The sequence below is a fragment of the Pseudonocardia sp. GCM10023141 genome, assembly GCF_042653605.1.
Genome location: NZ_JBHSIR010000067.1, coordinates 102,368 through 115,579, shown reverse-complemented (window position 1 = coordinate 115,579; position 13,212 = coordinate 102,368). Strand labels below are relative to the sequence as shown.

Sequence of the window (13,212 nt, the reverse complement as noted above, 5' to 3'; positions counted from 1 at the left end):
TGGGTGATGGAGAGAAGCTGACGTGGACAGGGAGTACCTGGATGAGGCGCTGCGGCGCCTCGCCACTGACGCCGACTACCGGCCGGAGGGGTGGGATGACGTGGAGATCGCGGACTACCGGCTTCTCGTCCAATGCGCACGCGCTGCGCAGGGCGACGCCGATCTGCGGAACATGCGGGTCCTACGGCTGCGTCCCGACGATGGCAGCCCCGAGGTTGCACGTGCTCGCCTCGGGGCCGGTCGAGTGATCGTCCTCAGGTTCAAGAGCTCCGACGGCCATGTCGCCGTGACGTTAGAACTCCCGACCACCAAACCGAAAGCGTCCCGATGAACCCCTCGCCTCACGACCCACTGCCGGTGGCCCACATCCCGGTCGGCGAGCTTCTCGGTCGCGAACTCGAAGCACGCGGCTGGACCCAAGGCGACTTCGCTTCTGTGCTCGGCCGGCCGACCCAGTTCGTCTCCGAGATCGTCACCGGCAAGAAGGAGATCACACGCGAGTCCGCCGCCCAGATCGCTGCCGCGCTCGAGACCACGACGGAATACTGGCTCCAACTTCAGGACCAGTACTTACTTGCCGAGCAGGCCAAGAGCGAAGCAACCCAATCCCTCCTCAATGATGTACGACGGCGTGCCCGACTCAACAGCAAAGGGCCCATCTCGCTGCTGAAGAAGCGCGGCATCCTCAAGGGCAACACGCTCGACGAACTTGAGGCCGAGGTTCTTGAACTGTTCGAGATCACCTCCTTTGACGAGGAGGCCGCCTTCCTGGCTGCCGCGAAGCGGTCCAACCACGGTGAACCGGTCGCTCCCCTGCAGGTCGCTTGGCTCGCATGCGTCAGGCGAGAGGCGCGGATCGCCATGCCCATGACGCCCTACTCGCCTACCGCGCTGACAACTCTGGCAGCCAAGCTGCCCCGGATGTTGACAACACCGCAGGCGTTCGCCGAACCTCCTCGCCTTCTCGCGGATGCTGGTGTTCGACTGGTCTACGTCGAGGCTCTCCCCGGCGCCAAGATCGACGGCTGTGCCATGTTCGTGGACGGCGTACCCGTCATTGGGCTGTCCGGACGGGGTAGGCGTCTCGACAAGGTGCTTTTCGCACTTCTGCACGAGATGGCCCACGTCCTCCTTGGCCACGTCGATGCTGACACCCTCATTATCGAATCGCTCGACGACGACTCGACCAGTCCGGCAGGAACCGACCACGATGTCGAATCGGCCAATGAGGCAGCAGCCAACTTTCACGCGAAAGACTGGATCCTGCCCAACGGCCTAAATCCCATTCCCCCGCGAATCGGAGCGCCGTGGATCGCCAGCGTCGCAACACGTGAAGGCATCGCCCCAATCGTTCTCGTCGGACAACTTCAGCACGCCAGGCGGCTCGACTGGCGAACCACGTTGGCACGCGAGGCGCCAACCGTCACGGACATCCTCAAGGGGTGGACCTGAAACCCCTGTGCGCGCCTTGACCTACAGCGCCCGGCCGGTGGTGTCGCTTGCTCCTTCACCTGTGACGCAGTTGTCGACGACATCTTGGTGACGGTTCCCGTCCAGATCGCCACGGTGGACGGTGACGACGAGGTCGGGCGGCCCTGGTGAGCATGTGGCGGTAGCCCACCTGTGGGCGAGTACGCGCAAGACGTGCTCCGGTGCGGATCGACGCGTCGGACGAGTCACTGAACATGGTCTCCGGGGTGGCCGCGGTGACAGAGCTGACCGACCGGCCGCTGCCGGTTTGGCGCGGCTGACCGACTGGCCGCCGCAGGTTGCCGGATCTCCGTGCATTTGTCAGTCAACGAGGTAGTGAGCCTCGATGTAGGCGACAGTGGAGTCGTAGGGCTCCCCCACCGGCTTCAACATGTACCGGCGGAAGACTGCGGCGGTGGCGCGGCGAGCGCCTCGGTTGCGAGCGTCGGCGTTGTCCCATGACCGGGCGAGGGTGTGGGTGACCACCTGGTCGATCTCCTCGGCCAGATTCCTCTCCGTGACTGTCAGGCCGGCCGGTGCGTGGTCGTGAATGATCTGCGACAGGACACCCACGCGGTCGTCATCAAGCACGACGACAGCTTCGTCCGGGTGCTTGGCGGCGTTCACGATTGCGCGAGCGACCCGGAGTGCTTCGGCCAGGAACTCCAGTGCGTCCTGGGCGTTCTGGATGATCCGGTCCCGCAGTAGCCTGATCCGCTCAGCGAGGGCGGTGTACTTCGCGGACCCCGGTTCGACGTCCTTGTCGAGGGCGGCCTTGATGTGGTCCAGGATCTCCGCCGCGGACGGCGGTGTCGTGTCCTCGCCGTCGTCCTTGTCGGGCTTGGGACGGACGAGGGCCAGTAGCTCCTTGAGGATGGTGATGCCCTGAGCGTCCAGGACGAGGGTTTCCTCCTGGGCAGCGGCCACGGAGAAGGAGTGGACGTGGGCATTGATGATCTCCAGGACCATCGGCCCCAGCTCGCTCAGCCGTTCCTTCCTCTCCTCGTCGGAGGACTTCTTGAACAGGGTTGTATAGACGGATCCGAACAGCCCGAAGCCGTCCCGGTACTTGGCGACCCGCTTGTCGGTGTTGATGAGCGGATACAGACGGGCCAGGAGCCGGAAGTCCTTGCTGAACACCTTGGCGGCGCCGGGGTTGGCGTCCAGGAACACGTTGATGGCTCGCAAGGACTCGTATCCGTGAACCGTAAGGTCCAGGCCGTCCACATCCACGAGGAGGTCCTCGATGCGGGCGAAGGTGGTGCGGAACTCGGCGACCAGGTCGGACAAGTCGGTGACGAATCCGCCACCCTTTCCAGCGCTCTCTGACGTGGGGCCGACGACAGCCCGCTGGACTTCTTCGGCCAGGCCGATGTAGTCAACGACCACGCCGGAGGTCTTCGCGAAGCCGGTCGGGGACAGCCAGGTGCGGTTCGGGCGGGTGATCGTCTGGAACAAGGTGTGGGCCTTCAGGGGCTTGTCCAGGTAGAGGACGCCCTCGTTGGGTGCGTCGAACCCTGTCATCAGCTTCGCGGTCACCACCAGGAAGCACAGCGGGTCGTCCGGGGTGAGGAACCGCCGCTTCTGCTCCTCCTCCTCGGCCTCCGAAAGCCGGAAGGCTCGCATGGCGGAGTCCTCGTCCTTGGAGTCCGAGACGGAGATGTTCACCTCGGCGGTGATCCGGTCATGCTTCCCCACCTCGGCGAGTACGTGTAGCGCCTCGAAGCCGTCCAGCAGCTCGTTGATCTTGTCTGTGTACGCGACGGCCAGCTCGCGGTTGTAGGCGACGACCTGTGCCTTGAGGCCGTTGCGGTAGGCGCCGGCCAGGTAGTGGTCGACGATGTCCTGGCAGACCGCGTGGATGCGGTCGGGGTTGGCGAACACCGAGGTGAGGCGCCCGAACTTGCGGGACAACGCCTCACGATCGGGGTCGTCGAGGTCGAAGTCATCGGCGAACTGGTCGAACTCGGCCTGCAACGCTTCGTCGTTCATCTCGAAGGCGACCGGTCGCGGGTCCAGCATGACCGGGACGGTCGACTCATCCAGCAGAGACCGGGACACCGAGTACCGGTGCAGCACCCGGCCCGGGTCGGTCTCCTCGCCGAACAGGGCGAAGGTATCGGTCGCGAGGTTCCTGACAGGGGTGCCGGTCATGCCGAAGAACTTCGCGTGCGGCAACGCTGCGCGCATCTGCCCGGCCAGGGACTTCGACCTGGCGGACTGCGTGCGGTGGGCCTCGTCGACCAGCACGATGATGTTGGCCCGGGTCGAAAGGCTCTTGCCGGCGTCGGCGAACTTGTGGATGGTCGTGGAGATGACACCGCGCACGTCATCAGCCAACAGAGAACGTAAGTCCTGGCTGGTGGCGGGCTGATGGAAATAGGCGTCCCCCATCGCGGAGGTGAACACCCCGGAGGTCTGCCGGACCAGCTGGGTTCGGTCGGAGAGCAGGATGATCGTCGGTGACTCGGTGCGGGTGTCGGCCAGCAGCAACGAGGCGGCGAACACCATCAGCAGCGTCTTCCCGGACCCTTGGTGGTGCCAGATCAGACCTTTCGACCCGCCTTCCAGGATCCGCTCGTGGATCAGGTGGGCGGCCTCCATCTGCGGGTAGCGGGGTAGGTACTTCGTGTCCGCCCCACCCCCGGAGGTGTCGAAGAGGGCGAAGTTGGCGAGCATGTCCAGGATCGTGGCCGGGTTGAGCAGCAGCTCGACGGAGCGCTGCACGTCGGCCTGCCCGGCCAGGTTCTCGTCGTCGGCGGTGGACCGGAACGGCTGCCACAGGTTCGTGGGTGCACCGGCGGCACCGAACCGCAGCTTTAGCCCGTCGGAGGCGACGACGAAGACGCTGGGGGTGAAGAACCACGGGTACTCGGTGGCGTATACGTCGTTGAGCTCGCGAGAGGCGTCGGCCCACCCGGACTTCGCGGTTGGTGACTTCACCTCGACCACGACCAGGGGCAGGCCGTTGACCCAGTACACGAGGTCGAACCGGCGGGAGGTCTTTCCGGGGACGGTGATTGTCACCTCGTCCGACACGACGAGCGTGTTCGCGGTCGGGTGTTCGAAGTCGATGACCTTCAGGGCGTGCCACACACCGTCGGCGGCTCGAAACTCCTTACGCCCGCGCAGCAGGTGCAGCACCTGCTCGTTGGCCCGCACCAGCCCGCCTTCCACGGCGTTAACCGTGGCAACGATCTCCTCGACCACCGCGTCAACGTCGAACCCGTCGACAACCCCAGGGTTGAGTCGGACGATAGCGTCGCGCAGCTGGCCGGCGACCACCGTCTGCGTCGTCTCACGCGGCAGCAACCTGCCCGCTGTGAAGCCCCAGCCCATCGGGAGAGACCACCGGATCATAAGGTTCTGGAACTCGCGCTCCCGGATCCCCTTGGCCACAGGTCAGACCTCCCGCTCCGCGTCAGTCAACTCGACGCTGCGGTCCAGTAAACCGGACAGCAGGGCGGCGCGTACCGCACGCAACCGGTCGGCCTCGGTGTGCACGGCCTCGACGCACGCCTCCAGTGCCTGCAACTCGCAGATCGCCCGCTTCTGCTCCTGAGTCGAAGGCATGCCGACTATCGACTGCATCAGACGTTTGCGGCTCAGTGTGCGGTTGCGTCCCGCGCCGCCGGGAGAGCAGCTGGCCAGGAGCTGTGTGCCCGTCTTGGTGGAAAAGAAAAGTCGAAAGAACTCGACGTCCCCGTCACCGGGCCGCCGGTAAGCCGGAAATCGGTGAGATCCGCAGTAGCCCTCGATCTCCGGGGGCACAATGGCGACTGCGCCCTCCCAGGCGAAGACGATGTTTATGACCAGGTCGCCGGGCTCGACCCCAAACACCTTCTTGGATCCGAGGGACTCTCCGGTCACCGCCTCTTTGGTGAACAGGCCGCGCCCGTGGGACCTGATCCCGATCTGCCAGTACTCGGCCTCAGGGTCGACTGCGATCGGGCGCTTCACCTCTTCCAGAACCTGGCCGATCCGCAGCGGGGTGCCAGTCGCAGCATAGTATGCGAACAGTTCTTCCTTGCGCCCCCGAAACAGGGCATCTAGCGCGTCGGCCTCGGCGTCGAGTGCGGCGACTTGGTCGTCTACCGCGCCGATAATCTCGACGATCCGATCCTGCACCGGCGCAGGCGGGATGGGAATCTCGATCAGGTTTAGGTTTGCTCCCGAGATCCGCACGACCTTCGTCTCGGACACGTACTTGATCTTCTGCTCATGGAACAACGATGAAGCAAAGAAGTACGAGACGTACGCAGGATTGAGACCATGACGGAAGATGTAGCAGTCATCGTGTACTGCAACGTCGTCGCCGCCTAGCCACGCGACGGCTTTTCCGACTTCCGCTACATTCTCGCTCGTCGCGGCAATGACCAGGTCGCCAGGGTGAGCAAGTCGCATCCGCGGACGCGATGATTCCGGAAGGAACGTGAGAGGATGCCTCGCAACGGCCTCGAAATGAGTGAATACTTGCGAATAGTGGATGCATCCGAGTCCGGTCTCGACGTAGTCATTCTTAGTGAAACGACGACCACGGGCCAGTTCTCCTACATCGGAAAGAGGCTTGTGCTCCCACTCCGCTTGATCACCCATTGAAGCCTTCGATTCCGGCGGCGGCGAGAACGGTCAGCATGTGCTGCTCGGTCTTCTGGCGCTGAGCTCGCGCGATGTTATGGGCGTCGATGAGTGTGCCGAGATCCGCCTGTTCAGCGGCGGCCTGCTTTATGTAGCGCCCGATGTTGAGGTCGTACCCATTCGCCGCGATCTCCATGGTGGGAGCGAATCGCGCCGCGAGTCCGCCGCCGTCCGCGCCGACCGCGTTGCCGGCGGAATCGAATTTCGAGTGGTAGGTTGTCACGACGTCGGCGATATGGGCGGCGGTGAGGATGTTGCGATTCTTGGCCTTGGCGAAACGCTTAGAGGCATCAATAAACAGCACCCCGTCCCGGCGCTCCTCGGTCTTAGTGCCGGGGGCCCGGAACACGAGGACGCAGGTCGGAATGGTAGTTGAATAGAAGAGGTTCGCTGGGAGGCCAATCACAGCTTCCAGGAGGTCGTCGTCCAGAACGCGCTGGCGAATGGCTGCTTCCTGTCCACCGCGGAAGAGGACGCCGTGGGGCAAGACGACGCCGGCGCGCCCATTTTTGAGGCCCATCGACGCGATCATATGCTGTACGAACGCCCAGTCAGCCGACGACTGCGGGGCGACACCACCGATGACGCGCGGATCTTTGATCCACGGCTTCCATTTCAGGCTGTAGGGCGGGTTGGCGACGATCACATCGAACTGCGCGATGGACCCGTCCGGCTTCTTAAACCGGGGGTCCTTCAGGCTGTCGCCGACCTCGACCTGGAACTGGGTCAAGTTGTGCATGAACAGGTTCATGCGTGCCACACCCGCGGTGTCCGGAACGGCCTCCTGCCCGTACAGGCTGAGCGTGTAGCCACGCCCACCGTGGGCCTTGAGAAGGTTCGCGGAGGCGATGAGCATGCCGCCTGACCCGCAAGTCGGGTCGTACACCGACTCGAAGCCCTTGGGGTCCAGGACCTCGACGATCAGCTCGACGATTTCACGTGGGGTGAAGAACTGGCCGGCGCGGGTGCCGGACCCGTCGGAGAACCGCTTCAGCAGGTACTCGTACGCCCCACCGAGCACGTCGTGGGACATGTTGCCCTCGTGCATCTTCGGGGTGCGGTCCATCGCCTGCATGACCGCTGCCAGAACCGCCGCAGACAGCACCTCTTCGGAGGTCCAGGTCATGGACCCGAACAGGCGGGAGAACTTGTCCGGGTTGGCTGTCTCGATGGCCTGCAGGGACGTGCGGACCCGCTGGCCGAGGCCCGGCTGGGTGATGGTGGCGAGGATGGACGACCAGGAGGCGCGACGCTTCCGGACGGTACCGGGGTAGATGAACGGGATCTCGAACGACTGGTAGTCGCGGTACTCGATCTCGCGGACTTCCTCGGCTGAAAGGCCGTCCAGACCCGCATTGTCGTCCAGGAACTCCTGGTGGTGGTGCTCCCACGTGTCCGACAGATACTTCCAGAACATCAGCGGGAAGACGACCGACGAGTATTGCGCTTCGGGCATCGCGACGCGCAGCTCGTCGGCGGCGTCCCACAACCGGTTCTCGATCTCCTGCTGGGTCACTGGCATCAGTCGGTGGTGTCCTTGCTCGTCAAAGGGCGGCGACCCGAAGGCCGTGGTGTCCTTCGAACACCCTATTGCGGTCGGGCAACCTGTCCGTCGGCGCGCGCTGCTGGAGGGCTGCGTCAGTAGCCAAGTTCCCCGGAACGTCGGCGCTGACCTGCTCGGACTGCGCCACTGCCTCAAGCCCGCCGGCCAGCGGCGGAGCCGACGGGCGTGGTCCGGCGTTCTACCGCGTACTGCGCGCAGGTCTCCGCCATCCCGGCCAGTACGGCGACCTGATGTGTGCTCGGGACGAGTGCGACGACAACGAGGACCATGACCTCGACGGCCGCGGGCCACGCGGCCACGGCAAGCACTGCCGGCAGCCACTGCTCGATCACCGTGGCCGCCGAACGAACGGCGAGGACGCCCCCCGGCGACACCAGGGCCCCGGCAAAGTTGTGGATGAGGTCGGCAGGGCGCTCGCGACACGCCGGGACCTGCGGGTAGTGGTGCGGGCACGACCCTCACGTTGATCATGGCGGTTCCTACGCCAGCCGTGATCACCTGAAGAGAGCCATGCCCGCGCCCGCATCCTCGCCGATCCCTGCCGCGTTCGCCCAACTCGCCACGCTGCAGTTACCCGATCCGGTCGCGGCGCTGCCCGGGTTGCTCGACGTACTCGCCGCAGTGATCGATCCGTGGGCCCGTCGGGGTGTGCGCCACCGGTTGGTGACGATCTTGGCGGTGTCGATCTGCGCGGTGACCGCGGGCGCGCTGTCCCTCGTCGCGATCGCCGAATGGGCCGATGACCTGCCTGTCGATGTGGCGAACGCCCTGGATCTACGACGTCGTCCACCGTGCGAGTCCACGATCCGCCGGGTTCTGGCACGGGTCGACGGCGACGGACTCGATCTCGTCCTGAGCACCTGGATCGCCGCGCGCCTGGATGCAGAGCACCCCCGCCGAGCGGTCGCGGTGGACGGCAAGACCGTCCGCGGCGCCCACACCCCCAGCGGGGACGGTGAGCCGCCCGGCCCGGCCCGGCATCTACTCGCCGCGATCGACCACGACGCCCGCGTCGTTGTCGGACAGGTCGCCGTCGACGGCAAGACCAGCGAGATCGCGCGGTTCGCCCCGCTGCTGGACTCGCTCGACCTGCGGGAGGTGGTGGTGACCGCGGACGCGCTGCACACGCAACGCGGCCACGTCGACTACCTGCACGCCCGGGGCGCGCACTGGGTGCTGACCGTCAAGGGCAACCAGCCCACCCTGCGCCGCCAGCTCGCCAGCATGCCCTGGCGGGCGGTGCAGGTCGGGCACCGCAGCACCGAACGCGGCCACGGCCGCCGCGAGATCCGCACCCTGAAGGTTGTCACGATCGCGGCCGGGATCATGTTCCCGCACGCCGCTCAGGCCATCCAGCTCGTGCGCCGACGCCGGCAGCTGACCAGCGGGACGTGGCACACCGAGACCGTCTACGCGATCACCGACCTGCGCCCGCACCAGGCCCGACCCGAGCAGTTGGCCAATTGGATCCGCGGGCACTGGCAGATCGAGAACAGCCTGCACTGGGTCCGCGACGTTACCTACGCCGAGGACCTGTCGCAGGTCCGCACCGGCCACGCTCCCCAGGTGATGGCCAGCCTACCTGTTAACTGAACTACCTGCGGCGTTTCTGCTGCTCAGTGACCGTTTGCCGGTTGTCTCGTTGATCTGGCCATGCAGGAGTCCGCACGGGATCTGAGCGCTCTGGTCGTGCCGCAGGTCGGTCGTGTCGTCGCGACGGACGACGCGTGGGAGCGCTATCGGCTCGTCGACGCCGACGGGATCGCGGTGGAGTCGGTCGCGGCGTATCTGCGGGATCTGCAGGCGGCGGGTCGGTCGGCGGCGACGGCCCGCTCTTACGCGCTGGACCTGTTGCGGTGGTTCCGGTTCTTGTGGGCTGTCGAGATCGGCTGGGACCGGGCGACCCGGGTCGAGGCCAGGGACTTCTGCCGGTGGATGCAGATCGCGGGCAAGCCGAGGCGCCAGCACTGGCGCCGCCGAGACGAGCCGACGGCGACCGGTGCTTGGCCGGGTGGCGGGCTGCGCGCCCGGCCGTACGCGGCGTCGGTGCGCGCGCACAGCGAGACGGTGCTGCGCAGCTTCTACGACTACCACCTCGACGCCGGCACCGGACCGATCCTCAACCCGTTCCCGTTGGATCGGTCCCGGCGAGGCCACCGCGCGCACGCGCACCGCAACCCGATGGACCCACCACGCAACGAGCGGGCCGGGCTGTATCGCCCGACGGTGCCGACCCGGTTGCCGCGCAGCATCCCGGACGAGGAGTTCAACGACATCTTCGCCCGGCTGGGCTCGCACCGGGACCGGGCGTTGGTGGCCTTCTACGTCTCCACCGGAGCGCGGGCGAGCGAGCTGCTGTCGGTCACCCAGGGTGGAGCCGACCCGGGGCGCGGGCTGATCACAGTGGTGCGCAAGGGGAGCCGCGAGATCGCGCAGCTGCCGGCGTCGCCGGATGCGTTCGTCTGGTTGCGGCTCTACCAGGTCGAGATGGCCGAGCAGATCCCGAGGGGACAGACCCACCCACTGTGGTGGACGCTGCGGGCGCCGTCCCGGCCGCTGACCTATCACGCGGTGCATCGAATGTTCGAGCGGGTCAACGAGCGCGCCGGCACCACCGCGACGCTGCACTCGTTGCGCCACACCGCCGCCTACCGGATGGCCGAAGACCCGGGCCTGCCGCTGACCGATGTGCAGTTCGTCCTGGGCCACGCCCAGCTGACCACGACGCAGATCTATCTGACGCCCCGCAAGCAGGACGTGGTCCGTCGGGTGCTGGCCCACCACGAGGAACAGACCCGACGGGCCGCGGCCCGGGTCGCTCCCGCCGTGGCGCCCGGTTACCGACCGGAGAGCCTGGCGGTGCTGTTCGGGAACCAGCCGTCGTGATCACCGACGTCGTGATCACCGACGTCGTGATCACCGACGTCGTGATCACCGACGTCGTGATCACCGCCGCCGAGCAGGATGTCGCGGTGGGTGATCGCGGTGGCCCGGTGCCGCCGCCAGGGGCGCCGCCGCGCGTCGAGACCCGGTTCGCGCCCCGAGCAGCGGCCGCGGGATGGCCGGGCACCAGCCTGGACCGCGAGCAGGCGCTCGAGCGGTTGACGGTCGGGCCGTTCGCGCTCGACAGCGGCGGCGGCCGGAAGCGACGTCGCCACGGGGTGAGCACGTTGCTGGACTGGCTCGGCGAGCAGCCCGGCCAGACCTGGCAGGACCGGTGGCTGGCCAGCGGGGCCGACGCCGCCGGCACGGCGTGGCGCCGGATTCCCGCGCAGTGGTTGCACCTGACCGGCCGATACTCCCCGGCGCGGGCCGACGCGATCGGCGCGGCGTTCACGGTCGCGATCTGCGCCGATCTCGTGCGACCCAGCACCGGCTGGCTGGTGGCCGCGGTGCCCCGCGGTGGCGCCCTGGTCCGCGGCATGGCCCAGGCCCGTGACGTCGACGGGTTCGCCCGGCTGCACCAGCAGAGCGAGCTCGACGCGCACCTGCCCGCCGCTGCTGGCACACACACTCTGCATCGGGCCGCGGTCATCCTCGGCGCCAAGGGCGGCGTGCTCGGCGAGGTCACCGTCGGCGACGTCCTGGAACTGCTCGACGTCGAGACCGACACTCACCGCAGCCCGATGGCGCACGCCACGGCGTTCTACCGGGCCTTGCACCAGTTGGGGATCTTCGAGTCGGCCGCGCCGACCCAGCTGCAGGAGCTGCGCAGCGCCGGCCAACGCACGCCCGCGCAGCTCATCGACCGGTTCGACCTGGCGTGTCGACCGGTGCGCGACCTGCTGGTGGACTACCTGTGTGAACGCGCACCGGCGTTGGACTACAGCAGCCTGCGCGCTCTGGCCGCCGACCTGGGCAACGTGTTCTGGAAGGACCTCGAACGCCACCATCCCGGCATCGACAGCCTGCGCCTGCCCGCCCCGGTCGCCGCCGGGTGGAAGCAGCGGCTGCGCACCCGGACGAAGACGGTCACCACCGCCGCCGGCGAGAAGACGACACTCACCGTGGAACGCCTCGGCTACCGACAATGCCTGACCCCGGTCCGGGCGTTCTACCTGGACCTGGCCCAATGGGCCTTCGAGGACCCCGCCCGCTGGGCGCCGTGGGTCGCGCCCTGCCCGATCGGCGAAGAAGAGATCAACCAGCGCAAGCAGGCCCGTCGGCGCAAGTCGCGGATGGATGCCCGCACCCGCCAACGGCTGCCCGTGCTACCGATCCTGGTGCGCAGCGTCGAGGCGCGACGCAAGACCACCGACGCGCTCCTGCAGGCGGCCCGCGCAACCCGGCCCGGGGAACGTTTCGCTGTCGCCGGTCACACCTTCACCCGCTCGCTCACCACGGGGCGCAGCGACAAGGTCTGGATCGACGACCCGACCAGCGGGAAACGGCGGGATCTGGCGATGGAGGAAGACCTCGCGTTCTGGGCGTGGGCCACGGTCGAGGTCCTGAGAACCACCGGCGTCCGGATCGAGGAACTGCTGGAGATCACCCATCACAGCCTCGTGCAATACCGGCTGCCCGGCACCGGGGAGCTCGTCCCGCTGCTACAGATCGCGCCGTCCAAGACCGACGTCGAGCGGCTGCTGGTCGTCAGCCCGGAGCTGGCCGACGTGCTGTCCACCATCATCGGCCGGGTCCGCGAGAACACCGGGCCGGTTCCGGTCACTCCCGCCTACGACCGAGCCGAGTGCCTATGGCTGGCGCCCGCACCCTGGCTGTTCCAACGCAGACTCGGCGCCGAGCACCGCAGGATCTGCCCGGGCGCGATCCGCAACATGCTCAACACCGCCCTCGCGCACAGCCCGTTGACCGACCCGGAGACCGGCGGCCCGCTGCACTTCACCCCGCACGACTTCCGGCGGATGTTCATCACCGACGCCATCCTGTCCGGTCTGCCGCCGCACATCGCTCAGATCATCGCCGGGCATCGCGACATCAACGTCACGATGGGCTACAAGGCCGTCTACCCCGACGAGGCCATCCAAGCCCACCTGGCGTTCCTCGCCCGCCGCCGAGCACTACGCCCCAGCGAGGAATACCGCGTCCCGACCGACGAGGAGTGGACCGAGTTCCTCGGCCATTTCGAACGCCGCAAGGTCTCCACCGGCACCTGCGGCCGGGCGTTCGGCACCCCCTGCATCCACGAGCACGCCTGCGTCCGCTGCTCGATGCTCTGGCCCGATCCCGCCCAACGCGAACGGCTCGTCGAGATCCGCGACAACCTCACCGCCCGCATCGCCGAAGCGCAGCGCGAGGGCTGGCTCGGAGACGTCGAAGGACTCCAGATCAGCCTCGACGGCGCCAACCACAAACTCGCCCAGGTCGAACGACGCATACGCCCGGCGGCAGTCGACCTCGGCATCCCCGCCCTCACACCGAGATCCTGACCGGCGAGCACGCACAGCGCAGGTTGAAGATCAAGTTCAGAGAATGCGCAACTTCGCCATCAGCGCCCACCGCCTCGCCGGCGCCGACAACATCGCCTCCGCGCTACGTCACTGCGCACGCAACGCGACCCGCCCGCTGGCAGTACTCGG

Annotated in this window: 9 protein-coding genes; 5 read left to right on the top strand and 4 right to left on the bottom strand. The window is 67.1% G+C overall.

Features of this window, described 5'->3' with window-relative positions:
• Positions 1-22: 22 nt before the first annotated feature.
• Positions 23-331 carry a hypothetical protein gene (locus ACFPFQ_RS38325; RefSeq protein ID WP_379627899.1) on the top strand — a complete coding sequence of 103 codons (309 nt, stop codon included), beginning with the start codon at positions 23-25 and terminating at the stop codon, positions 329-331.
• Positions 332-357: 26 nt separating this feature from the next.
• On the top strand, positions 358-1,452 hold the full coding sequence (locus tag ACFPFQ_RS38320; protein ID WP_379627897.1) for a helix-turn-helix transcriptional regulator: 1,095 nt from the start codon (positions 358-360) through the stop codon (positions 1,450-1,452).
• Positions 1,453-1,791: 339 nt separating this feature from the next.
• On the opposite strand, the gene ACFPFQ_RS38315 is transcribed toward ACFPFQ_RS38320, so the two are convergent.
• The 4 genes from ACFPFQ_RS38315 to ACFPFQ_RS38300 all read right to left on the bottom strand — a co-directional run bounded on the left by ACFPFQ_RS38315 (position 1,792) and on the right by ACFPFQ_RS38300 (position 8,046).
• Positions 1,792-4,830 (bottom strand): type I restriction endonuclease subunit R, encoded by a 3,039-nt coding sequence (locus ACFPFQ_RS38315; RefSeq protein ID WP_379628279.1) that lies wholly within the window; start codon positions 4,828-4,830, stop codon positions 1,792-1,794.
• Between the two features lie 42 nt (positions 4,831-4,872).
• Positions 4,873-6,066 carry a restriction endonuclease subunit S gene (locus tag ACFPFQ_RS38310; protein WP_379627896.1) on the bottom strand — a complete coding sequence of 398 codons (1,194 nt, stop codon included), beginning with the start codon at positions 6,064-6,066 and terminating at the stop codon, positions 4,873-4,875.
• Entirely contained in the window at positions 6,059-7,630 is a 1,572-nt protein-coding gene (locus ACFPFQ_RS38305) for a type I restriction-modification system subunit M (RefSeq protein ID WP_379627894.1), read from the bottom strand. Before ACFPFQ_RS38305 ends, ACFPFQ_RS38310 begins: the two co-directional genes overlap by 8 nt.
• Before the next feature lie 173 nt (positions 7,631-7,803).
• A complete protein-coding gene (locus ACFPFQ_RS38300) occupies positions 7,804-8,046 on the bottom strand; it encodes a hypothetical protein (protein ID WP_379627892.1) in 243 nt (80 codons plus the stop codon).
• A gap of 136 nt (positions 8,047-8,182) precedes the next feature.
• Here ACFPFQ_RS38300 and ACFPFQ_RS38295 point away from each other — a divergent pair, with 136 nt between their 5' ends.
• Genes ACFPFQ_RS38295 through ACFPFQ_RS38285 form a run of 3 tightly spaced genes read left to right on the top strand, consistent with a single transcriptional unit; the run spans position 8,183 to position 13,062 of the window.
• Positions 8,183-9,265: an ISAs1 family transposase gene (locus ACFPFQ_RS38295; RefSeq protein WP_379627890.1), complete on the top strand. Its 1,083-nt coding sequence runs from the start codon at positions 8,183-8,185 to the stop codon at positions 9,263-9,265.
• A gap of 60 nt (positions 9,266-9,325) precedes the next feature.
• Positions 9,326-10,558, top strand: a complete 1,233-nt coding sequence (locus ACFPFQ_RS38290; RefSeq protein WP_379627888.1) for a tyrosine-type recombinase/integrase — start codon at positions 9,326-9,328, stop codon at positions 10,556-10,558.
• On the top strand, positions 10,555-13,062 hold the full coding sequence (locus ACFPFQ_RS38285; RefSeq protein ID WP_379627886.1) for a tyrosine-type recombinase/integrase: 2,508 nt from the start codon (positions 10,555-10,557) through the stop codon (positions 13,060-13,062). Before ACFPFQ_RS38290 ends, ACFPFQ_RS38285 begins: the two co-directional genes overlap by 4 nt.
• Positions 13,063-13,212 lie beyond the last annotated feature (150 nt).